General features: G+C 73.3%; 23 protein-coding genes. 11 read left to right on the plus strand and 12 right to left on the minus strand.

Annotated elements, in window-relative coordinates:
• Window positions 1–16: 16 nt before the first annotated feature.
• Entirely contained in the window at window positions 17–946 is a 930-nt protein-coding gene (locus ABZU53_RS26950; RefSeq protein WP_355068235.1) for an MmpS family transport accessory protein, read from the minus strand.
• Between the two features lie 238 nt (window positions 947–1,184).
• Between ABZU53_RS26950 and glmS the strand changes: the two genes are divergently transcribed.
• A complete protein-coding gene (gene glmS, locus ABZU53_RS26955) occupies window positions 1,185–3,098 on the plus strand; it encodes a glutamine--fructose-6-phosphate transaminase (isomerizing) (RefSeq protein ID WP_355068237.1) in 1,914 nt (637 codons plus the stop codon).
• Window positions 3,099–3,105: 7 nt separating this feature from the next.
• Here glmS and ABZU53_RS26960 read toward each other — a convergent pair whose 3' ends face one another.
• Together ABZU53_RS26960 and ABZU53_RS26965 are read right to left on the minus strand one after the other, a co-directional pair.
• Window positions 3,106–4,680, minus strand: coding sequence for an alpha/beta hydrolase (locus ABZU53_RS26960; protein ID WP_355068239.1), 1,575 nt, complete (start codon window positions 4,678–4,680; stop codon window positions 3,106–3,108).
• Window positions 4,677–4,973: a hypothetical protein gene (locus tag ABZU53_RS26965; protein WP_354855332.1), complete on the minus strand. Its 297-nt coding sequence runs from the start codon at window positions 4,971–4,973 to the stop codon at window positions 4,677–4,679. Before ABZU53_RS26965 ends, ABZU53_RS26960 begins: the two co-directional genes overlap by 4 nt.
• Window positions 4,974–5,147: 174 nt before the next feature.
• Here ABZU53_RS26965 and ABZU53_RS26970 point away from each other — a divergent pair, with 174 nt between their 5' ends.
• The 6 genes from ABZU53_RS26970 to ung all read left to right on the plus strand — a co-directional run bounded on the left by ABZU53_RS26970 (window position 5,148) and on the right by ung (window position 10,668).
• Window positions 5,148–5,516, plus strand: coding sequence for a holo-ACP synthase (locus ABZU53_RS26970; RefSeq protein ID WP_354855333.1), 369 nt, complete (start codon window positions 5,148–5,150; stop codon window positions 5,514–5,516).
• Window positions 5,517–5,570: 54 nt separating this feature from the next.
• Window positions 5,571–7,040: an NAD(P)H-hydrate dehydratase gene (locus tag ABZU53_RS26975; protein WP_355068241.1), complete on the plus strand. Its 1,470-nt coding sequence runs from the start codon at window positions 5,571–5,573 to the stop codon at window positions 7,038–7,040.
• A 90-nt stretch (window positions 7,041–7,130) separates the two neighbouring features.
• Window positions 7,131–8,252, plus strand: coding sequence for an alanine racemase (gene alr / locus ABZU53_RS26980; protein ID WP_354855335.1), 1,122 nt, complete (start codon window positions 7,131–7,133; stop codon window positions 8,250–8,252).
• Window positions 8,253–8,307: 55 nt separating this feature from the next.
• Complete coding sequence (locus ABZU53_RS26985) at window positions 8,308–9,411, plus strand: alpha/beta hydrolase (protein ID WP_355068243.1); 1,104 nt, start codon at window positions 8,308–8,310, stop codon at window positions 9,409–9,411.
• Window positions 9,408–9,890: a tRNA (adenosine(37)-N6)-threonylcarbamoyltransferase complex ATPase subunit type 1 TsaE gene (gene tsaE, locus ABZU53_RS26990; RefSeq protein ID WP_355068245.1), complete on the plus strand. Its 483-nt coding sequence runs from the start codon at window positions 9,408–9,410 to the stop codon at window positions 9,888–9,890. The genes ABZU53_RS26985 and tsaE overlap by 4 nt, the downstream gene beginning before the upstream one ends.
• Window positions 9,891–9,966: 76 nt before the next feature.
• Window positions 9,967–10,668 (plus strand): uracil-DNA glycosylase, encoded by a 702-nt coding sequence (ung, locus tag ABZU53_RS26995; RefSeq protein ID WP_354855338.1) that lies wholly within the window; start codon window positions 9,967–9,969, stop codon window positions 10,666–10,668.
• A gap of 299 nt (window positions 10,669–10,967) precedes the next feature.
• On the opposite strand, the gene ABZU53_RS27000 is transcribed toward ung, so the two are convergent.
• On the minus strand, window positions 10,968–11,672 hold the full coding sequence (locus tag ABZU53_RS27000; RefSeq protein WP_354855339.1) for a helix-turn-helix transcriptional regulator: 705 nt from the start codon (window positions 11,670–11,672) through the stop codon (window positions 10,968–10,970).
• Between the two features lie 560 nt (window positions 11,673–12,232).
• Here ABZU53_RS27000 and tsaB point away from each other — a divergent pair.
• The 4 genes from tsaB to ABZU53_RS27020 are packed head-to-tail and all read left to right on the plus strand — an operon-like array spanning window position 12,233 to window position 14,700.
• Complete coding sequence (gene tsaB, locus ABZU53_RS27005; RefSeq protein WP_355068247.1) at window positions 12,233–12,910, plus strand: tRNA (adenosine(37)-N6)-threonylcarbamoyltransferase complex dimerization subunit type 1 TsaB; 678 nt, start codon at window positions 12,233–12,235, stop codon at window positions 12,908–12,910.
• Window positions 12,907–13,392, plus strand: a complete 486-nt coding sequence (gene rimI / locus ABZU53_RS27010) for a ribosomal protein S18-alanine N-acetyltransferase (RefSeq protein WP_355068249.1) — start codon at window positions 12,907–12,909, stop codon at window positions 13,390–13,392. The genes tsaB and rimI overlap by 4 nt, the downstream gene beginning before the upstream one ends.
• Entirely contained in the window at window positions 13,385–14,431 is a 1,047-nt protein-coding gene (gene tsaD, locus ABZU53_RS27015; protein WP_007465128.1) for a tRNA (adenosine(37)-N6)-threonylcarbamoyltransferase complex transferase subunit TsaD, read from the plus strand. Before rimI ends, tsaD begins: the two co-directional genes overlap by 8 nt.
• Window positions 14,432–14,445: 14 nt before the next feature.
• Complete coding sequence (locus ABZU53_RS27020) at window positions 14,446–14,700, plus strand: hypothetical protein (protein ID WP_039906914.1); 255 nt, start codon at window positions 14,446–14,448, stop codon at window positions 14,698–14,700.
• A 21-nt stretch (window positions 14,701–14,721) separates the two neighbouring features.
• Here ABZU53_RS27020 and ABZU53_RS27025 read toward each other — a convergent pair whose 3' ends face one another.
• From ABZU53_RS27025 to ABZU53_RS27060, 8 genes are all read right to left on the minus strand, one after another.
• Complete coding sequence (locus ABZU53_RS27025) at window positions 14,722–15,462, minus strand: DUF4142 domain-containing protein (protein WP_354855342.1); 741 nt, start codon at window positions 15,460–15,462, stop codon at window positions 14,722–14,724.
• A 168-nt stretch (window positions 15,463–15,630) separates the two neighbouring features.
• Entirely contained in the window at window positions 15,631–15,939 is a 309-nt protein-coding gene (locus ABZU53_RS27030; RefSeq protein ID WP_354855343.1) for a DUF1707 domain-containing protein, read from the minus strand.
• A 19-nt stretch (window positions 15,940–15,958) separates the two neighbouring features.
• Entirely contained in the window at window positions 15,959–17,140 is a 1,182-nt protein-coding gene (locus ABZU53_RS27035) for an ROK family protein (RefSeq protein WP_354855344.1), read from the minus strand.
• Window positions 17,141–17,162: 22 nt separating this feature from the next.
• Entirely contained in the window at window positions 17,163–18,428 is a 1,266-nt protein-coding gene (locus ABZU53_RS27040) for an ABC transporter permease (RefSeq protein WP_354855345.1), read from the minus strand.
• The gene (locus ABZU53_RS27045; protein ID WP_354855346.1) at window positions 18,425–19,243 is read right to left on the minus strand and encodes an ATP-binding cassette domain-containing protein; all 819 of its coding nucleotides are present in this window, start codon (window positions 19,241–19,243) and stop codon (window positions 18,425–18,427) included. The genes ABZU53_RS27040 and ABZU53_RS27045 overlap by 4 nt, the downstream gene beginning before the upstream one ends.
• Window positions 19,244–19,356: 113 nt before the next feature.
• Window positions 19,357–20,451: a substrate-binding domain-containing protein gene (locus tag ABZU53_RS27050; protein WP_355068251.1), complete on the minus strand. Its 1,095-nt coding sequence runs from the start codon at window positions 20,449–20,451 to the stop codon at window positions 19,357–19,359.
• A gap of 179 nt (window positions 20,452–20,630) precedes the next feature.
• Entirely contained in the window at window positions 20,631–21,110 is a 480-nt protein-coding gene (gene ybaK, locus ABZU53_RS27055; protein WP_355068253.1) for a Cys-tRNA(Pro) deacylase, read from the minus strand.
• A 10-nt stretch (window positions 21,111–21,120) separates the two neighbouring features.
• On the minus strand, window positions 21,121–22,060 hold a 940-nt coding region (locus tag ABZU53_RS27060; protein WP_355068255.1), incomplete at its 5' end, for an SAM-dependent methyltransferase.

A 22,060-nucleotide genomic window follows, 5' to 3' on the forward strand; every position in this document is an offset into this window, starting at 1 on the left:
CGGCGCAACCCCAGCCTCACTCGGGCTCGCAGCGGGTCATCCAGTACCCCTGGCTTTTGTCGATCACCGGCTTTCCGGCGCCGGTGATCGTGATCGTGCAGTCGAGGGGCTTCTCGGCCACGCCGTCGGGCCAGGTCGCCTCCACCATGACCCGGCTCTGGCCGTTGGTCCGGATGGTCGTGCGCCACGGCAGCTTCGCGCTGTCGACGTGGATGAGATCACTCTCGGCGTCGTAGTAGGCGATGTCCGCCTCACCCACGCCGGACACCTGGTAGACCACGGTCACCGGCGCGGGCCCCGACGTCGGTTGCGTGATCGGCTTCTTGGTGGGCCCGGCGGTGGTGGTCTCCGGATCGGTGGGCGCGGTGGGCTCCGGCGCGACGCTCGGCGGCCAGCCGTCGTCGTCGAAGGGGCCGGTGTCGTACGGGTCCTCGGCCACCGGCTCCCCGACCAACTGCCCGACCAGGGGCCCGGCCACGCAGAAGCAGCCGCAGACGGCGAGGGTGAGCGCCGCGACGACCGCGACGACGATCCCGACCACGCGACCGTTGCCGCCGGAGGGGCGCCCGGCCGGCGGATAGCCGGGATAGAGGTAGGGCGGTGGATAGCCGGGTGGTGGGTAACCCGGCGGTGGGTAACCCGGCGGCGGATAGGCGGCTGGGGTGAGCGCCGGCGACGGGGGTGGTGGCCAGGGAGCCGCCGCGGTGGGCGTCCACGAGGTTCCGGTGGGATCGGGTGTCCACGGCGCGGAGGGCGACGTGGGTGTCCACGGCGGTGGGGGTGCCCAGGGCTGGCCCGGGGCCAGTGGGTCGGGCATCGGGAAGGAGCCCGGCGCGGCCCAGTCGGACGGCGGCGTCGCCGGCTGTCCCGCCGTCGGATCCGGCGGCGTCGGGGTTGGTTCCGGGGGTGACGTCGGGGGCACCTCGGGTGGGGGCGCGTCGGACATGGCTGCTCCGGGCGGGAGTGGGTATGGGGCCAACGGGCCAGGGGAGCGCGCGCCGAGCCCGCCGGAAGACTGTCGTACCCGCTGGCCGTCCGCAACCCCGTTGCTGCGGTGGCACCGCGACCGGTCCGGTGACACTCGTCCCATTGCGGCCCGCCCACCACCGATCGCTCAAATTCGGTGCTTGTTTAGCCGACTTTCGAGCACCCATGCTGAGCGAAACTGGGTTAGGCTGCGGGCCATGTGTGGAATCGTGGGATACGCGGGCGCGCGCCCGGCACTGGGCATCGTGCTCGACGGGCTGCGGCGGCTGGAATACCGGGGCTACGACTCGGCGGGCGTGGCGATCGTCTGCGACGACCAGCTGCTGACCGAGAAGAAGGCCGGCAAGCTCGCCAACCTGGAGAAGGTGCTCTCCGAGCGCGCCGCCGACGACCCGACCTCCTGCGCGGCCAGCCCGATCGGCATCGGTGACGGCACCACCGGCATCGGGCACACCCGGTGGGCCACCCACGGCGGGCCGACCGACCGCAACGCCCACCCACACCTGGCCCCCGACGGGCGCGTCGCGGTGATCCACAACGGCATCATCGAGAACTTCGCCAAGCTCCGCGCCGAACTGGAGGCCGACGGCGTCCAGTTCACCAGCGACACCGACACGGAGTGCGCCGCGCACCTGCTCTCCGCCGCGCTGGCCGACCTGCGCGCCGCCGGCCAGCCGGACAGTCCGCAGCTGCTCGCCGCCGGCATGCGCGTCGTGTGCCAGCGGCTGGAGGGCGCGTTCACCCTGCTCGCGGTCGACGCCGGGGTGCCCGGCGCGGTCGTCGGCGCCCGGCGCAACTCGCCGTTGGTCGTCGGCCGCGGCGAAGGGGAGAACTACCTGGCCAGCGACGTGGCCGCGTTCATCGAGCACACCCGGGAGGCGGTGGAGCTGGGTCAGGACCAGATCGTCCTGATCACCGGCGACAGCATCGAGATCACCGACTTCGACGGTCAGCCCGCCAGCGGCAAGGACTTCCACATCGACTGGGACTCCTCGGCCGCCGAAAAGGGTGGCTACGACTGGTTCATGCTCAAGGAGATCGAGGAGCAGCCGCAGGCCATCGCCGACACGCTGCTCGGCCGGCTCACCGAGACCGGTGAGATCGCCCTCGACGAGGTCCGCCTCAGCGACCAGGATCTGCGCGACGTCGACAAGATCTTCATCGTGGCCTGCGGCACCGCGTACCACGCCGGCATGGTCGCCAAGTACGCCATCGAGCACTGGACGCGGATCCCCTGCGAGGTGGAGCTGGCCAGCGAGTTCCGCTACCGCGACCCGGTGCTCGACCGGTCCACGCTGATCGTGGTGATCTCGCAGTCCGGCGAGACGATGGACACGCTGATGGCGCTGCGCCACGCCAAGGAGCAGAAGGCCCGGGTGCTGGCGATCTGCAACACCAACGGCTCGACCATCCCCCGCGAGTCCGACGCCGTGCTCTACACCCACGGCGGGCCGGAGATCGCCGTCGCCTCCACCAAGGCGTTCCTCACCCAGGTCGTCGCCTGCTACCTGATCGGTCTGCACCTGGCCCAGGTCCGCGGGATCAAGTTCGCCGACGAGGTCGGCGCGGTGGTCGCGCAGTTGCAGGACATCCCGGGCAAGCTGCGCGAGCTGCTCGACCGGATCGAGCCCGTCCGTGAGCTGGCCCGGGAGCTGAAGTCCGAGCCGACAGTGCTGTTCATCGGCCGGCACGTCGGCTACCCGGTGGCCCTGGAGGGCGCGCTGAAGCTGAAGGAGCTGGCGTACATGCACGCCGAGGGCTTCGCCGCCGGTGAGCTGAAGCACGGCCCGATCGCCCTGATCGACAAGGGCACCCCGGTGATCTGCGTGGTGCCGTCGCCGGTGGGCCGGGGGATGCTGCACGACAAGGTCGTCTCCAACATCCAGGAGGTCCGGGCTCGTGGCGCGCGGACCATCGTGATCGCGGAGGAGGGCGACGAGGCCGTCGTCCGGTACGCCGACCACCTGATCTACGTGCCGCGTACGCCGACCCTGCTGGCCCCACTGGTCACCACGGTGCCGCTGCAGGTGCTCGCCGCCGAGATCGCCGCCGCCCGGGGGCACGACGTGGACCAGCCCCGCAACCTGGCCAAGTCGGTCACCGTCGAGTAGCGCGTCGTCAGCGGCCCAGCACCACGCGGGCCATCCCGTCCAGCGCCGGGTTGTCCGGCTCCCAGTAGCCGGTGTGCCCGCCGCGACCGCTGGGGAACACCCGGCCGCCGAACCCGGGGTCGGCCGGGTCGTGACCGAACCACAGCTCGTGGCCGGTCCGATCCGGCCACCCCAGCACGGCGGCGAGCGGAGCGGCGCCCAGCAGGACCCGGCGGCCCAGCTCGTCCACCGGCCGGGCCAGGCGGATCACGTCGTCCGGAGCGCTGCTGGCCCACACCTCTGCGGCCGGTACGCCAAGCTCGGCGGCGTGCGCCGCACCGACCCCCGGTGAGCCGACGAACATCAACGCGTCGGCCGCCAGCCCGTGCTCCCGGGCGGCGATGCCCACCACCAGCGACCCGTAGCTGTGCCCGAGCACGGTCTGCCGCGCCGGCGGCCCCTCGTGGGTGGCGCGCAGCCCCTCCTGGAAGCGGTGCAGCGCCCCGCCGGCGTCCCGGGCCTGGCCGGCCGACGCCGCCTCGGTCAGGAAGTCCGGTGCGTCGTAGTCCAGCCACAGCACCGCCGCGCCGCGCTCACCCGGCGCGAGTGTCGCGCAGCGCTCCAGCACCCGGGCCGCGCGACCCAGCTCGCCAGGGGCGTCGTCCAGCCCGGCGGTCATTCCCGGCACGTACGTCAGCACCCGGTCGGCGTGGTCCGGGTCGCCGAGCGCCACCACCACCCGACCCTCACCGGCCGGGTCCAGCCCCAGCAGGTACGCCCGCGGTTCCCCGGTCGCCAGGCGCTCGGTGAGCGTGTCCAGGCCGGCCAGCCGCGCCGCCACCGCGCGCAGCCGCAGCGACGCGAGCGGCCCCGGCGGCACCCGGGCCAGCAACCGCCGACGCTCGGCCAGCAACTCCGCGCGCCGCGCACCGAGCCGCAGGCGGTTGGCCTGGTCGCGGGCGGCCACCGGCACCCCGTCCAGGCCGCCGACGAGGGCCGGCTCGTGCCCGACCAGCCACCGTCGCTGCGCCGGGGTCAACCCGGACCACCAGGCGCGCACCAGCGCCGGCGTCGCCCCGGAGGCCGGTCGGCCGGGCGGCGGTGGGGACGCCCAACCGGTGCCGGCGGCCCGGGCCAGCTCGTCCAACCGGTCGGCGGCCTGCCGGTCCGCCGCGTCGGCCAACTCCAGCGCGCCCCGCAGCGCCGCCGCCACCCCGGCCGGCTCGGTCGGTCGGGGACGAGTCGGATCGACGTGCACGCCACCGGACCGGTCCACCACCAGGCCGGCCGCGTCGGCCCGGGCGACCGCCTCGGCGAGCCGCGCCTTCGCCACCACGAGGCACCCGGCCAGCTCGGACAGCACCTGATCGGCCTCGATCAGCGCGGGCGCCACCGAGGTCACCTCGCCCCGCAGGCCGCCCAGCCGAGCGTCCGCCGCCACCGCTGCCGCGCCGGACCAGCCGCCCCGCAACCGCCCGGCGGAACCGGCCAGCTCGCCGGCGTGCCGCTCGACCGGACCGGTCAGCCCGGCCCAGGCCGCCCCGGCCGCCCGCCAGCCGCCCGGATCGGCGGCCCAGAGCTGCCGGTAGCCGACCCCGCTCACCGGGGCAGGACGGCGAACCGGCCGGCCGCCCGGTCGTCCACCGTCTCGTACGCCTCGGCCGCGGCCCGGACCCCACCGGCGGTCGCCGCCACGTCCGCTCCCAGTCGGCAGAACCACGCGTGCGCTGCCGACTCCAGCCCCGCCAGAGCCGTGGCGGCCCGCCAACCCGGCGCCGGCACCAGCAGGCCGGGCACTCCGGCCAGACCCCACGCCAACCGGTACGCCTCGTCGTCGAGCGCACCGGCCACGGCGCGCAGCTCCTGCGGCCGGACGGCGAACGGCTCCTCGGTCATGACCCCCACCCCCGTGCACGATCGGCATCCACGCGCTGACGCTAGGCAGGGTCGGGCCGTGCCGGAGTGCCCTGTGGACAGCCGGCTGCGGCCGTACCCCGGTGTGTCCACAGGCGTTGCCCACGGCGGGCCCGACGGCTAATCTGCCGCCTCGGCCGCCGGTAGGGTGGTCTGGTGATCGTCGCTGTCGGCATCGACGTCGTCCTGGTCGACCGGTTCACCCGGTCCCTGGCGCGGACGCCGCTGCTTGCCGACCGGCTCTTCACCGCGGCCGAGCGGGCCACCCGCTCCGGCACCCCACGCTCGCCCGAGTCGCTCGCCGCCCGGTTCGCCGCGAAGGAGGCCGTCGCCAAGGCGCTCGGCGCCCCGGCCGGGCTGAGCTGGCACGACTGCGAGATCGTGCCCGATAGGGCTGGCCGGCCCTGGCTGACCGTCTCGGGCACCGTCGCGGCGGCGGCCGTCGAGCGGGGGATCAACCACTGGCACCTCTCGCTGTCGCACGACGGCGGGATCGCGTCGGCGATGGTGGTCGCGGAACGGTGACGTCGGCCGGGTGGCCGGGGCGGCCCACTCGCGAGCGGAATGGGGCACGGTGACATGAGAGCGGTGTGGCGGGCGGCCGACGTACGGGCAGCAGAGGCGGGGCTGAAGGGCACACTGCCGGAGGGCACGCTGATGCAGCGGGCCGCCGCCGGGTTGGCCCGCCGGGCCGCCCTGCTGCTCGCCGAGCGGGGCGGGGTGTACGGCGGCCGGGTGCTGCTGCTCGTCGGCTCCGGCGACAACGGCGGTGACGCCCTCTACGCCGGGGAACGGTTGGCCCGCCGGGGCGTCGAGGTGTCCGCCCTGCTGCTCAGCCCGGGGCGGGCGCACCCCGCGGGGCTGGCCGCGCTGCGCGCCGCCGGTGGCCGGCTGGTCGACCGCCCGGGCGGCCCCGTCGACCTGGTCCTCGACGGCATCGTCGGGATCGGTGGCGCGGGCGGGCTGCGGGCGAGCGCGGACGAGGTGGTCCAGCGCCTCGACGACCTGCGCGGGCGCGACGGCGCTCGGGCCACCGTGCTGGCCGTGGACGTGCCGAGCGGGGTGGCGGTGGACACCGGGCACGTGCCGCTGGTCGCGTCCGGCCGGCCCGCCGCGGTCCGCGCCGACGTGACGGTGGCCTTCGGCGCGTTGAAGCCCGCCCTGGTCGTCGGACCGGCAGCCGTCCTGGCCGGGCACGTGGAGCTGGTCGACATCGGGCTGCGGCCCTGGCTGCGGGGCACTCCCGCGCTGCGGGTCACCGAATGGTCCGACCTCGTGCAGTGGTGGCCGCAGCTGGGCGCGGCGTCGGAGAAGTACACCCGGGGTGTGGTCGGGGTGGCGACCGGCTCGGCGACGTACCCGGGCGCGGCTGTGCTCTCCGTCGGCGGGGCGCTCGCCGGGCCGACAGGGCTGGTCCGCTACGCCGGCGGCGCTCGGGCCGAGGTGCTGCACCAGCACCCCTCGGTGATCGCCACCGGGCGGGTCGCCGACGCCGGCCGGGTGCAGGCCTGGGTGTGCGGCTCGGGGCTGGGCACCGGCGACGACGCGGCGGCCGAGCTGCGGGCCGTCCTGGCCGCCCCGGTGCCGGTGGTGCTCGACGCGGACGCGCTGACCCTGCTTGTGGACGGCTCGCTCGCCGACCGGCTGCGCGGCCGGGACGCGCCGATCGTGGTCACCCCGCACGACCGGGAGTTCACCCGGCTGTGCGGGGAGGAGCCCGGCGCCGACCGGGTCGGGGCCGCGCTGCGGCTGGCCGCCTGGATGAACGCGGTGGTGCTGCTCAAGGGGGACCGCACGGTGATCGGCACGCCGGACGGCCGGGCGTACGTCAACCCGACCGGCACCCCGGCGCTGGCCACCGGCGGCACCGGCGACGTGCTGGCCGGGCTGCTCGGCTCGCTCCTGGCGGCCGGGGTGCCGGCGGACCGGGCGGCGGCCTCGGCCGCGTACCTGCACGGGCTCGCCGGTCGGGAGGCGGCCCGCGGCGGCCCGGTGACCGCGCCCGACGTGGCGACCGCCCTGCGCCCGGTCGTCGCCCGGCTGGGCTGATCGTCGCTGTTCGGGGCCGGTTGGCCGGCTCGGCGGGCCGGGCCGTGCGTCGCCGCCCACCCGGATCAGGGCGGAAAGTAGGCTGGGCGTATGTGGCAGGCCGAGGTACGCGTCGATCTTGATGCGATCCGCGAGAACGTGAGCCGGCTCCGCTCCGGCACCACCGCCGAGCTGATGGCGGTGGTCAAGGGCGACGGGTACGGCCACGGGATGATCCCGTCCGCCCGCGCGGCGCTGGACGCGGGGGCCGACTGGCTCGGCGTGTGCACCCTCGACGAGGCGCTCACGCTGCGTCGGGCCGGGATCACCGCGCCGGTGCTGGCGTGGTTGCTCGCGCCGGGGCTGCCGCTGCACGAGGGGGTCGGCGCCGGGGTGGACCTCGCCGCCGCCAGCCTGCCGCAACTGGACGAGATGATCGAGGCGAGCCGGCGTGCCGGACGCCCGGCCCGACTGCACCTGAAGATCGACACGGGGCTGTCCCGGGGCGGCGCCACCGTCGCCGACTGGCCGGCGCTGCTCGACGCCGCCGCGAAGGCCCAGGCCGACGGCCTGGTCGAGGTGGTCGGCGTGTGGAGCCATTTCGTGTACGCGGACATGCCCGGCCATCCGACCACGGACCGGCAGCTCGCCGTCTTCCACGAGGGGCTGGCCATGGTCGAGCAGGCCGGGCTGCGCCCCCGCTGGCGGCACCTGGCCAACTCGGCGGCCACCCTGACCCGCCCGGACACCCACTTCGACCTGGTTCGCCCCGGGCTGGCCGTCTACGGTCTGTCCCCGGTGGCCGGCGAGACGTACGGGCTGCGGCCGGCGATGACCGCGCGGGCCCGGGTGATGCTCACCAAGCGGGTGCCCGCCGGCACCGGCGTCTCGTACGGGCACACCTACACGACCGAGGCCGACGCGAATCTCGCCGTGGTGCCCCTCGGGTACGCCGACGGTGTGCCCCGGCACGCGTCCAACACCGGGCCGGTGCAGCTCGCCGGTGCGCGGCGGACGATCTCCGGGCGCGTCTGCATGGACCAGTTCGTGATCGACTGTGGTGACGACCCGGTGGCCGACGGCGACGTGGCGACCCTGTTCGGCAGCGGTGCCGACGGCGAGCCGACGGCCGACGACTGGGCCGAGGCGGTCGGCACGATCAACTACGAGATCGTCACCCGGTTCGGCAGCACGCGGGTGCCGCGCGTCTACGACGGCGAGCGCTCGCCGTGAGCGCGAGGAGTGAGCCGGGGTTGCGAGCCCCGCAGTCGCGAACAAAGGTGACGCCGTGACGTACCGCATCCCGCGGCCGCGGACCGCCGCCGGCCGGGTCGCCGGCCTGGTCGGCGCCGCGGTCGGAGTGGCGGCGGCCGGCCTGGCCGCCGGCGTCGCGACCGAACGCACCCTGGTCCGCCGGCTCAAGGCCGACCCGGCCGACCGCTACGCGCACGAGAGGTTCGGCGAGCAGCGGTACGACGACGCGTTCCGGCTGGAGCTGCCGGACGGCACCGACATCCACGTCGAGGTGGTCGAGCCGACCCGCCCGGTGCCGGGGCACCCGACGGTGGTGCTGGTGCACGGCTTCTGCCTGGACATGGGCACCTTCCACTTCCAGCGCCGGATGCTCGCCGCGCGCGGCGACTACCGTGTCGTCGCGTACGACCAGCCCGGTCACGGCCGGTCCGGCCGGTTGGAGACCGGGGAGTACGACCTGGCGGTGCTCGGCCGGACGCTGCGCCAGGTGATCGACCGGACCGCCCCGGAGGGGCCGCTGGTGCTGGTCGGCCACTCGATGGGCGGCATGACCATCATGGCGTTCGCCGAGCTGTTTCCGGAGCTGTTCGGTGACCGGGTGGTGGGCACCGTGCTGATGGCCACCTCGGGCGGGTTGATCGCGGAGACCAAGCTGGTCGCGCCGGCGCTGCTCGGTCGGGTCGGCGGGCCGGTGCTCTACATGGTCAGCAACGCCACCCGGTACGGCGGCCCGGTGATCGACAAGGCCCGCAAGTCCACGTCCAACGTGGCCTGGCTGCTCACCCGCAAGTACGGCTTCGGCACCCGCAAGCCCAGCCCGGCGCTCGTTTCGTACGTGGAGACGATGAACTCCCGGACCTCCGCCGACACGGTGACCCGCTACCTGCGGACGCTTGCCACGCACTCGCGCTTCCCGGCGCTGGCCGCGTTGGCGAACGCGCCGGTGCTGGTGGTCGTCGGTGACAAGGACATGATCACTCCGGTGACACACTCGGAGGAGATCGTCCGGCGGTTGCCACACGCCGAGTTCATCAAGATCAAAGATAGTGGTCACGTGGTGATGCTGGAGCACGCCGACGAGGTCAACGCCGCGCTGGCGCGGTTCCTCGAGTCACTGGAGAGCATGGAGGACCGGTGAGTTTCGTCGTCAAACTGCCGACCGTCGAGGACACTCGGGAGTTCGGTCGCCGGCTGGCCGGGCTGCTGCGGGCCGGTGACCTGGTGCTGTTGACCGGTCCGCTGGGGGCCGGCAAGACCGCGCTCACCCAGGGCGTCGGCGCAGGGCTCCACGTTCTCGGCGACGTCACCTCGCCGACGTTCGTGATCGCCCGCGTGCACCGGCCCGACCCGGCCCGGGGTGGCCGGGTGGCCCTGGTGCACGCCGACGCGTACCGGCTGGGCGCCGCCAGCGACCCGCGTGCCGAGATCGACGACCTGGATCTGGACGCCTCGGTGGACGAGTCGGTGACCGTGGTGGAGTGGGGCGAGGGCCTGGTGGAGCAGTTGGTCGACGCGCACCTGCGGGTCCGTATCGACCGCCGCGACGACGACACCCGGATCGTCGAGCTGGAGCCGGTCGGTGGCGACTGGGCCCGACGGCTCGCCGAGCTGAGTTAGGGCCCGTGTCGGCGCGGCGTTGTCGGACCCGGTGCCTAGAGTGCGGGGGACCGACCCGCGCTGGAAGAGGTTCCTGATGCCCGACGACGCCCCCGCCCTGGATCTGCTGGCTCTGCTGCCGGAGCAGTGGCGTGCCGTGCTCACCCCGCACCTCGATCCGGCCCGCACCGCCGCGCTGGCCGAGTTCGTCGCCCGGGAGTACGCGACGCAGACCGTCTTCCCGCCGTTGGAGGATCTCTTCTCGGCCTACCGGCTCTGCCCGCCGCAGAGCACCCGGGTGCTGATCCTCGGGCAGGATCCCTATCACCGCGCCGGGCAGGCCCACGGGTTGAGCTTCAGCGTCCGCGAGGGGGTGGCGGTGCCGCCGTCGCTGCGCAACGTCTTCAAGGAGTTGGGCGAGGACGTGGGCGTGGCCAAGCCGCGCAGCGGCAACCTCGACGGCTGGGCCGCGCAGGGCGTGCTGCTGCTCAACGCGGTGCTGACGGTGCGCCAGGCCACCCCGGGTTCGCACGCCAACTCGGGCTGGGAGGAGTTCACCGACGCCACGATCCGGGCGCTGAACGCCGCACCGGACCGGGTGGTCTTCCTGCTCTGGGGCGGCTACGCGCGCAAGAAGGCGGCCCTGGTCACCAACCCGCAGCACGTGGTGCTGGAGGCTGGCCACCCCAGCCCGATGAACCCGCGCGGCTTCCTCGGCAGTCGCCCGTTCAGCGCGGCCAACAAGGCGCTCGCCGACGCCGGCCGGCCCACCATCGACTGGGAGCGCACCGCGGGCTGACCCCCTGTGGCGTGCGCCGCGTCGCCGGCTCTGCGGCGTGGGCCGTGCCGCCAGCTTGTTGGTGAGGCGTGGGCCGTGCGGCCGGCTTTTTGTTGTGGTGCGGGGGCCGTGCCGCTGACCTCTGCGGCGTGGGCCGCGTCGCCGGCTCTGCGGCGTGGGCCGCGTCGCCAGCTTGTTGGTGGGGCGCGGGCCGTGCCGCCAGCTTGTTGTTGTGGTGCGGGCCGTGCCGCCAGCCTGTTGTTGTGGTGCGGGCTGTGCCGCCTGGCGAGACCGCGTGGCCCTTCGCCGCGCGGCGCGGGTCAGCCCTCGGCAGCGAGTTGCCGCGCCCGGTAGCGGCGCAGTAATTCGGCGGCCCGCGGCTCGGTCAGCTCCAGCTCGACCAGCGGCACCACCCGATAGTCGCGCCCGCCGTGGCGCACCTCGATCGTCTCGGGCAGCTCGTCGCACATGGTCGCCCTGATCTCGCCGTACCGGGTCGACCAACGGTGCTCGCCCGGCTCCTCCGGCTCCAGCCACACCCCGCCGAACTCGCCCCACCGGGCGTTCCACCGCTGGCCGTAGTTCGCCTTCAGCCAGCCGGTGAACCGTTTCGAGTCCTGCCAGCGCAGGGCGATCTCCACGGCGTCCACCGGCACCGGCGCGCCCTGCAACAGGGCCGCCGTGCCGCCGGTGAGCACCTGCGGAAAGTCGGTGAGTCGGTCCAGCGTCTCATCCAGGCCCAGCTCGTCGATGCGTTGGGCGATCGGCCGGGCGGCCAGTTCGTCGATGCGGGCGTCGAGGTGCGCGTCCAGCGGCTCGACCTCGACCACCATCTGCACGTCCATCGCGGCGAACAAGCGCTCCAGCACCGCAAGGCTCGCGGCGCGGCTGCCGCTCTCGATCCGGGCAACAGCCGCCTGGGTGACCCCCGCCGCCTCTGCCAACTCGGACTGGGTCAGGTCGCGCAGGTGCCGTTGCTGGCGGACAGCCCTGCCGAGCAGGGTGGCGAGGCGCGTCGGCGGCATGCCGACATGGTGGACCGGGCACGGCCGAGGAGAAACCGCTGAGCCGGATTCACGACTGCGTGGCCTGGGTCCGAGATCCCGGCGACCCGGCGCCGTCGGGTGGGCCATTCCCTGATGAGCGGTATTCCTGTGGGTCATAAATATGACTCACAGGTATACCGTTTCTCACCGCAAGTGGCCTCCGGCCGAGCGGTGGCGTCCGCACAGGTCGACTGAGAACGGCCAGAACGGTGAGAGCGGCCAAGACGGCCAAGGCGGCCGATGCGGGCGATAGCGACAGCCCTGCTCGATGGCCTGAACGGCCGGAGTGGCCATGACGACAGTCGGAACGGCCAGGACGACCCGCTTAGAGCGGCCCAGGCGGCCGAGGATGACAGGCGGCCGGGCTTGAGTGGCCGGGCTTGAGTGGCCGGGCTTGAGTGGCCGGGCTTGAGGGGCCGGGCTTGAGGGGCCGGCACCCAGGGTGCCAGGGCGTCCAGGAGTGAGTGGCTGACCCTGGGCGCAGGCAGGGGGCGGGGCGTGGCCGGGCGGCGGTGGCGGGGCCGCTAGGCTGGCTAACCGTGCTCGTACTCGTGGTGGACAGCTCTACCCCCGCGGTGACCGCAGCGTTGGTGGAGATCTCGGCGGACGGCGTGACGTCCCGGGCGCACCGGTGCACGGTCGACGCCCGCGCGCACGGTGAACTGCTCGCGCCCCAGGTCGACGCGGTCCTCGCCGACGTCGGAGCGCGCCCGCGTGACCTGGGCGCCATCGTCGCCGGCCTCGGCCCGGGGCCGTTCACCGGGCTGCGGGTCGGCCTGGTCACCGCCGCCACGATGGGGCAGGTGCTCGGCGTCCCGACGTACGGCGTCTGCTCCCTGGACGGCATCGGCTACCCGGCGGCGGCCGGCGAGCCGGTGCTGGCCGCCAGCGACGCCCGCCGCAAGGAGCTGTACTGGGCCGTCTACGACGGCGCCGGTCAGCGGATCGTCGGGCCCGAGGTGTCCGCCCCGGCGGTGGCCGCCGCGCGCGCCCGGGAACTGGGGGCGACGGTCGCGGTCGGCGACGGGGCACACCGGTACGCCGAAGCCCTGGACCTGCCGGTCCGGGTCGAGCCGCGCTACCCGGAGGCCACCGTGCTGGCGCAGCTCGCCGCCGAGCGGATCCGGGCCGGCGCACCCGGCGAGCGGCTCACCCCGCTCTACCTGCGCCGTCCGGACGCCGTGGCGGCCACCGGCCGCAAATCGGTCCTGCCGTGAGCACGACGGTACGGCTGGACCCGTTCCGCTGGTGGCACATCGACGAGGCGATGCCCATCGAGGTGGACCTCTTCGGCGCGGAACACTGGTCGCCGGTGATGTTCTGGAACGAGCTGGCCAACAGGCACCACTATCGGGTCGCCACCGACACCGACGGCACCCTGCTCGGCTATGCCGGGCTCGCCGGAGCCCCACCGGACGAGGTGTGGGTGCAGGTCATCGCGGTCCGCCGGGACGTCCAGCGGCGCGGTGTCGGGCGTGTCCTGCTGGAGGAGCTGCTCGCCGAGGCGGCCCGGCGTGACGCCCGCAGCACCCTGCTGGAGGTCGCCGTGGACAACGTGGCCGCCCAGCGGCTCTACGCGATGTACGGGTTCGAGCCGATCGGGGTGCGTCGCGGCTACTACCAACCGAGCAACACCGACGCGCTGGTCATGCGGCGCGACGCCGAGCCGACCGGGGACGGACCACACGACCATGGCTGACGAACCGCTGATCCTGGGCATCGAGACCTCGTGCGACGAGACCGGCGTCGGCATCGTACGCGGGCACACCCTGCTGGCCGACGCGCTCGCGTCCAGCGTCGAGGAGCACGCCCGCTTCGGCGGCGTGGTGCCCGAGGTGGCCAGCCGGGCCCACCTGGAAGCCATCGTGCCGACCATGCAGCGGGCGCTGACCGAGGCCGGTGTCACCCTGGCCGACATCGACGCCATCGCGGTCACCTCCGGGCCCGGGCTGGCCGGCGCGCTGCTCGTCGGCGTCGCCGCCGCCAAGGGGTACGCGCTGGCGGCCGAGAAGCCGGTGTACGGCGTCAACCACCTCGCCGCGCACGTCGCGGTGGACACGCTTGAGCACGGCCCGCTCCCGGAACCCGCGATCGCGCTGCTGGTCTCCGGCGGGCACTCGTCCCTGCTGCTGGTCGATGACCTGGCCCGGGGCGTCACCCCGCTCGGCGCCACCATCGACGACGCGGCCGGTGAGGCGTTCGACAAGGTCGCCCGACTGCTGGGGTTGCCGTTCCCGGGCGGCCCGCCCATCGACCGGGAGGCCCGCGCCGGTGACGCCGCCTCGATCGCGTTCCCGCGTGGCCTCACCGCCGCCAAGGATCTCGCCGCCCACCGGTACGACTTCTCGTTCTCCGGCCTGAAGACGGCGGTGGCCCGCTGGGTCGAGGCGCGCCAGCGCGCCGGCGAGCCGGTGCCGGTGGCCGACGTCGCCGCGTCCTTTCAGGAGGCGGTCTGCGACGTCCTGACCAGCAAGGCGCTCGCCGCCTGCCGGGCGCAGGGGATCGAGACGCTGGTGATCGGCGGTGGAGTGGCGGCGAACTCCCGGCTGCGGGCGCTGGCCGAGCAGCGGGCCGAGAAGTACGGCATCCGGGTGCGGGTGCCCCGGCCGAAGCTGTGCACCGACAACGGGGCGATGGTGGCCGCGCTCGGATCGCACCTGGTCGCCGCCGGGGTCGCGCCGAGCCGGCTGGACCTGCCGGCCGACTCGGCGCTGCCGTTGACAACGGTCAGCGTGTGACGGGGGCACCGGAGATGATCGTGCGGATGTGGGAGGCGCGCGCCGAGGCGTACGGCGTCGCCGACCTGATCACCTGGGTGTGCGACACCGCCCTGCCCGAGTTGGAGCACGACCCTCTGCACGTGTCGAGCGAGGTCTTCTCCTCCACCGACCACCGTGTCGTGGTCATCTCCAAGTGGCGCAGCAGCCCGCGTCCGCTGCCCGATCCACCCGCCCTGCTGGTGGCCCGCGCCCCGCACTCCTGGGATTTCACTCAGGTGGACCGCTGACGGGGGCCACCAGACGGGTGATCAGCTGCGGCGCAGCATCCGGTAGGTGGCGATCCCGCCGGTGCCGAGCGCGGCGAGGAAGACCAGCCAGACGACTGTGCTGCTGACTCCGACCTGTGGGCCGGCGTTCGCTCCGGCGGCGGCGAGCAGGCCGTCCTTGCCGGGGGCGGGCAGCGCGGCCGGCGGCAGTTCGGGCCACCGGACCAGTCCGGTGGACTCCAGCATCTGCATGTGGTGCTGCACGAAGGCGTTGGCGTCCTCGCAGAGCTTACGAACTGTCGCGTCGCGGGTGCTGGCCCGCACCGCGCCGATCACCGGGAAGATCTTGCCGTGGGCCACGCGGAGCCGGGTCACGAAGATCTGGTCGAACCGGGCGCCGGAGGCGTTCTGCATCTCCGACAGCCAACCCTTCTGCTCGGCGGTCGGCTCGGTGGGGATGGACGCGCCGAGCTTGTTGGCGGCGTCCACGACGAGCTGGTCGAGCTTCTGGTGCTCGCCGGCGATGGCCGCGCCGATCTCCCGTACCTTCGCCGACTGTCCCTTTTCGGCGGCCATCTGACCGGCGGGCATCTCCCACAGCCCGGCCAACCGCACACCGTTGAGCAGTGTCATGTCGGCGGCGTTGAGCTGCTGCCCGCCGGAGGGGGCGGCAATGGCCACTCCGGGCAGGACACCGACCCCCGCGACGATCGCGATGAGCAACATCGCCGCGCGGTGCATCCGGTTGCCCGGCCGACGACGGGCGGATCTGAGCGGTGCCATGTCTGTGGTGCCTCCTCGGTCCGGACCGAAACGCGTCTGGACCGGGCAGCCGCACCCTGCCGGCCGCCCGTCCGCCCACTGGTACGGACTGATCGCCCGATCAGTTCATCCGCGCGCCCGGTGGAAATGCGTGCGGTGGACGAGCCGAAGCCCTCGGCGCGACGCGGATCAGCGGGTGACGGCGAGGAAGCCGCCGAGCAGCAGCAGCGTGAGCGCGGCGACGGCGAAGAGCACCAGCAGCTCCCGGCGGCCGTGCCCGATCGGGTCACCGCCGCCGGCCGTCGCGGCGGCGGGGTCGGGCAGGGCCGGCAGGTCGCGGGTCAGCGCGGCCAGGTCACCGAGGGTACGGGAGGCCCAGACCGCGCCGGCCCGCTCGGAGAACTCGTCCAGCGTGAGCCGGCCCTCGGTGGTGTGCCGGTGCAGCTCGGCGACCACCCGGTGGCGGTCGTCGTCGGAGGCGCGCAGCTCGACATCCACGCCGGACAGGGTACGCGGGTCAGCCCACGTCGAGGGGGTCGGCGAGGAGCCGTTCGAAGGCCAGTTCGGCGGCGCCGATCAGGGGCGCGTCCTCGCCCAGTTTGGGGGTGCGCAACCGGACGTGTTCCAGGCAGGCGCCGAGGGCGTTGGAGTTGAGTCGACTGCGGATCTGGGCCGCCGCGGCGAGGTAGAGGTCCCGCATGGTGCCGCCGAAGATGACCATCTCGGGGTTGAAGACGTTCACCAGGTTGGCCACCCCGAAGCCCAGCCAGTCACCGGCCTTGCGGACCGCCGTCTGGGCGCGGGCGTCTCCCCGGTCGGCGGCGTCGAAGACGGCCAGCAGCGCGTCGCGGCCCCGGGCGTCGGATCGTCCGGCCGCGCGGAGCAGGCCGTGCTCGCCGATCTCGGTCTCCCAGCAACCCCGGGCGCCGCACTCGCAGGGCATGCCGTCACGGACCACCTTCATGTGGCCGACCTCGCCGCCGTACCCGCCGTGTCCGGTGAGTCGACGCCCGCCGGCGATGATGCCGGCGCCGACGCCGACGTCGCCGTACAGGTAGATGACGTTGTCGCAGCCGGCCGCGACCCCCCGGGCGTGCTCGGCGAACGCCGCCACGTCGGCCACGTTGCCGACCGTGACCGGCACGTCGAGGCCCAGTTCGGCGCCGAGCGCGGCGCCGATCGGCTCGTCCACCCAGCCCGTGGTGGGGCCGAGCCGGACCAGGCCGTCCTCGCGGCGGACCATCCCGCAGACCGCGACGCCGGTGCCGACGCAGATCGCGTCGGCGGGCACCGCCTGCTGCATCTCCTTGACCGCACCGGCGAGCAGCGGCGCGGCCTCGGCGGCCAGCAGCCCGCGCGGTCGGTCCAGCTCCCGGCGGTCGAGCACCGCGCCGCCCAGGCCGACCCGGGCGGCGCGCAGCCGGTCCACCTCGACGGAGTACGCGTACGCGTACACCCGGGCCGACTCGGGCCGGACGACCAGTGACGGCCGTCCGGCCCGGCCGGTCTCCTTCGGTGTTCCCTCGCTGACCAGTCCGACGCCGGCCAGGTCGGCGGTGAGCGCGCCGATGGTGCTCCGGTTCAGCCCCAGGGTGGTGGTGAGTTCGGCGCGGGTGGTCGCCCCGTGGACGTGCACGTGCCGCAGCAGGGCCCCGAGATTCTGCCGCCGGACCTCCTCCTGGCTGGGTGCCGGGCGCATGCTGGTGCTACCTCCCGCGCGGTCAGCGGGTGCCGGTGGCTGCCGCGCGGCGGCGGGAGAGGGCGTCGACGCTGGCCGCGAGCAGCAGCACGACACCGGTGACCACGTACTTGACTCCCGCGCTGTACCCCATCAGGCCCATTCCGTTTTCGATGACCGCGACCACCGCGCCTCCCAGGACGGCGTCGAGGACGCGACCCTTGCCGCCGAAGAGGCTGGTGCCGCCGATCACCGCCGCGCCGACCGCGTAGAGCAGTACGTTACTGCCCCCCGTGTTCGGGTCGACCGAGTTGGCCCGGCTGGCGGCGACGATGCCACCGATGGCGGCCATGGACGAGCAGATGACGAAGACCGAGATCCGGATCCGGTCGACCTCGATGCCGGCCCGGCGGGCCGCTTCCCGGTTGCCGCCGACGGCGTAGATGTGCCGGCCGTAGCTGGTGCGTTGGAGTACGAACGTCCAGATGATCAGCAGCACCGCGATGACCGGCACCACGATCGGCACACCCTTGAGCGAGACGATCAGCACGTTGCGGCTGCGCTCCAGGTTGAGGACGTACACCGCCGTGCCGAGGATGACGGCGAGCACGCCGATCCGGAGCGCCACCACCGCGAGCGGGTCGGTGATCAGGCCACGGGCCACGCGGTTGCGGTGTCGCAGCAACTGCACCGCCGCGTAGCCGACGACCGCGAGGGCGGTCAGCGCCCAGCCCAGCGCGGGGGCGAGGTTGCGGTTGGCGATCGCGACCAGCACCTCGTCGCGGACCGAGATGTTGGTGCCCTCCTTCACGAGCAGCAGCACGATGCCCTGGAAGGCGAGGAAGCCGGCGAGGGTGACCACGAAGGACGGAATGCCGATCTTCGCGACGAGCAGGCCGAGGCTGGTGCCGATGAGCACACCGGTGGCGACCGCGGCCAGCACGGCGACCCACCAGGGGTACCCGAGCACGGTGACCACATTGGCCAGCACGGCCGCGCAGACGCCGCTGGCGAAGCCGGCGGAGAGGTCGATCTCGCCGAGCAGCAGTACGAAGACCAGACCCATCGCGATCAGCGTGACCGCCGCGCCCTGGGTGAAGAGGTTGGCGAAGTTGCCCGCCGACAGGAACGACGACGGCCGCATGATCGCGAAGACGGTGCAGAGCACGACCAGGCCGAGCACCGCCGGTAACGCGCCGACGTCGCCGCCGCGTACCCGGCTGAGGTAGTTGCGGACGTGGCTCCCGACGGTCGGCGGCGGTGTGACGGCTGCGGGGCCGTCCTTCCGCACGGCGGCGGTGGTGGTCATCGGACGCCTCCTGAGATCGAGTCGGCCGGCTCCGGGCCGTCGCCGTTGCTGCCCGGGTCCGTGGCGAGGCCGAGGCCTCCCGAGCGCCCGGCGGTGATCAGCTCAACCACCTGGGCGTGGGTGATGTCGGTGGTCTTCACCTGGGCGACCATCTGGCCGAGGTACAGCGCGGCGATCCGGTCGGAGACGGCGAAGACGTCGTTCATGTTGTGCGAGATGAGCACCACGGCCAGGCCGTTGTCGGCGAGGCGACGGACCAGTTCGAGGACCTGGGCGGTCTGTGCCACACCGAGCGCCGCGGTCGGCTCGTCCAGGATGACGAGCTTGCTGTTCCACAGCACCGCCTTGGCGATGGCCACGGTCTGGCGCTGACCGCCGGAGAGGCTGGACACGTGCTGACGAAGCGACGTGACGGTGCGGATGGAGAGCCCCGCCAGAGTCTCGGCGGCGAGCTGTTCCATGGTCGGCTCGTCCAGGACGATGCCGCTGTGCTTCTCCCGCCCGAGGAACATGTTCTGCACGATGTCCAGGTTGTCGCAGAGCGCGAGATCCTGGTAGACGACCTCGATGCCGAGGGCGGCGGCGTCGCGGGGACTGCCGATGTGCACCTGTTCGCCGTTGAACAGGACCTCGCCGGCGTCGGTGGGGTAGATGCCGCTGATGCACTTCACCAGGGTCGACTTGCCGGCGCCGTTGTCGCCGACCAGTGCGGTCACTTCGCCCGGGTGGACGGTCAGGGCGACGTCGCGGAGCACCTGGACGGGACCGAAGCTCTTGTCGATCCCGCGAAGTTCCAGCAGGGGGGTCGCGGACACGGGGTCTCCTTCTTAAGGGAGGGTCGGGGCCCGTCCGGCGGGCGCCGCCCGGCACGGGAGGATGCTCCCGTGCCGGGCGGCGATGGTCGTCCCGGCGGGTACTGCGGCGTCGGTCAGCTGATGCCGGCGTCGGCGCAGGCCTTGGCGTACGCCGCGGTGCAGACCTCTTCCTTGGTCACGTAGCCGTCGGCGATGACGTCCTTGATGTTGTCCTTGTAGATGGCCTTCGGGGTGAGCAGCACCGAGGGGACGTCACGGCCACCCTCCGGGTCCTTCACCGTCTGGCCGGTGTCCTTCTTCTCGCCCTTGGCGAGCGCGATGGCCAGGTCGGAGGCGGCCTTCGCCTCTTCGCGGACGGCCTTGTAGACGGTCATGCACTGGTCACCGGCGAGGATGTTCTGCAGGCCCTCGGTGCTGGCGTCCTGGCCGGTCACCGGCACCTTGCCGTTGAGCTTGTTCTTCTTCAGGATCGAGATGGCCGCGTTGCCGAGACCGTCGTTGGCGGCCAGCACGCCGTCGATCTTGCCGTTGGCCTTGGTGAGCTGCTGCTCGAAGATCGTCGTGGCCTGCGCGTTGTCCCAGGCCGGCACGGCGTCCTCGGGGCCCTTGACGTACTCCTTGGAGTCGAACTTCGGCTTGAGCACCGAGTCGTAGCCGGCCTTGAACAGGGTGGCGTTGTTGTCGGTGGGGGAGCCGTTCAGGTACGCCACGACGGGGTTCTTGGCGTTCTTCTCAGTCAGGCACTTCGACAGGCCCTCGCCCTGGAGTTTGCCGACGGTCTCGTTGTCGAAGCTGACGTAGTACTGGGCGGAGCCGCCCAGGGTGAGCCGGTCGTAGTCGATGGTGGCGACGCCCTGCGACTTGGCCTTGTCGAGGACGGCCTTACCGGTGCCGGAGTCCAGGTTGACGATCATCAGGGCGGTGACGCCGCTGGTGATCATCTGGTCCGCGATGGTCTGGAAGGCGGTCTTGTCGTTCTGGGCGTTCTGGATGACGTACTGGACGCCGGCGGCCTTGAACGCCTCCTCCAGGAACCTGCGGTCCGCGGTCTCCCACCGGGCGGAGGACTTGCTGTCCGGGAGGATGACGCCGATCTTGGGGGTCTTGGCGGAGCTGGCCTTGTCGGAGCCGGAGTCGTCGCCGCAGGCGGTCAAACCGCCGGTCGCGAGCAGGCCCACGGCGGCGATGGTGAGGATCCCCTTACGCATGTGCAGGGTCCTTTCGGAGGTGGGGGAGGTGTTGTTTTGTTGTGTCCGGCAACGTATTTCGCGTCACACTGGTCCCACAAGACCGCGCAGGTGCCAAGTTTGTTGGAAGCCATAACAATTCAGCAACGCGACTGTTACTCCCCGGGTATCCCACGCGGGAGTCGACGTAACGACTGTCGTCAGTGGGTCTGCAACGGCGCGGCGCGGGCGTCGGTCAGCGCCACCAGATCCGCTGCGGCCAGTTCGAGTTGCAGACCGCGCCGACCAGCCGAGACGTAGATCGTCGGCAGATCCAGCGCGGATTCGTCCAGCACTGTGGGCAGGCGCCGGCGCTGCCCGAGCGGGCTGATCCCGCCGCGCACGTAGCCGGTGGCCCGCTCGGCGACCGCCCGGTCGGCCATCGTCGCCCGCTTGCCGCCGACCGCCGCCGCGAGCGCCTTGAGGTCCAGCTCGCCGGTGACCGGGACGACCGCCACGGTCAGGGCGCCGTCGACCTCGGTCACCAGCGACTTGAACACCCGCTCGGGTGCCACACCGAGCGCCTCGGCGACCAGCGCGCCGTAGTTCGGCGCGTCCGGGGAGACCCGGTACGGATGGGTGCGATACGCGATCCCACGCTTGACCAGTAGTGCCGTCGCCGGAGTGCCCTGTCCCGCCACAACGACGACGCTAGTGGACCGGGTGGCCGACCAACACGGTCGGGGCACCGGCGATCCGGGTGAGCACCAGGCTCGCCGCCTGGTCGCCAGCCAGCCGCAGATCCCGCCGCAACTGCTCCGGGGTGAGCGCGGAGCCCCGCTTGAGGATCTCCACCCGGCCCACCCGCCGTTCCCGCAGCAGTGCCCGCAGGCGCTTGAGCGAGAACGGCAGCACGTCGGTGATCTCCAGGCACCGGGCGTACGGGGTGGGCGTCGGCCGGTCGGCGTAGAGGTAGGCGATGCTCGGGTCACCCAGCGTGGCGTCCAGCTGGTCGGCCAGTTCGGCGACGAGGTGCGCGCGGACCACGGCCGGATCCGGGTCGTACAGGTAGCGGCGCGGTGGCCCGACCGGCGCCTCGGTGGCGCCCGAGCCGGTGAGCTGGAAACGGTGCGTCTCGGCGCCCACCTGCCGGTAGAGCGTGGCGCGGCGGGGCACCTGGGCCAGGTCGCCACACCAGAGCGCGGCCTCGACCAGGTCGCCGTCCACGCCTACCCACTCCGCCTCCGCGTCGGCCGGGATGAGCGCGTGGTCCAGGCCCGGCGCCACCTTCACCACCGTGCGCGGCACCCGTTCCGCGAGCCCGGTGACGAAGTCCCACGGCGGCGAGTAGGCGCGCGGGTCGAAGATCCGCCGACCGGTGCCGCTCGTACGTCGGGCCGGGTCACAGAAGACGCCGTCGACCCGGGAGACGTCGAACGCGGTGGCGTCGCCGCACTCGACCGTGAACAGCTCGGCCAGCCCCGCGGCGGCGGCGTTGGCGGCGGCCATCGCGGCGGTCACCGGGTCGGCCTCCACCCCGTACACCCGGATGCCGGCGCGGGCGGCGGCGAGCGCGTCGGCGCCGAGGCGTACAGGCGCGGCATGGGCTGCCGGGCTTCGGTCGCGAGTTCGCGCACCATCCGGTACAGCT

The sequence above is a fragment of the Micromonospora sp. NPDC005194 genome (genome assembly GCF_040608335.1).
In the GTDB taxonomy this organism is placed as follows: Bacteria; Actinomycetota; Actinomycetes; order Mycobacteriales; family Micromonosporaceae; genus Micromonospora.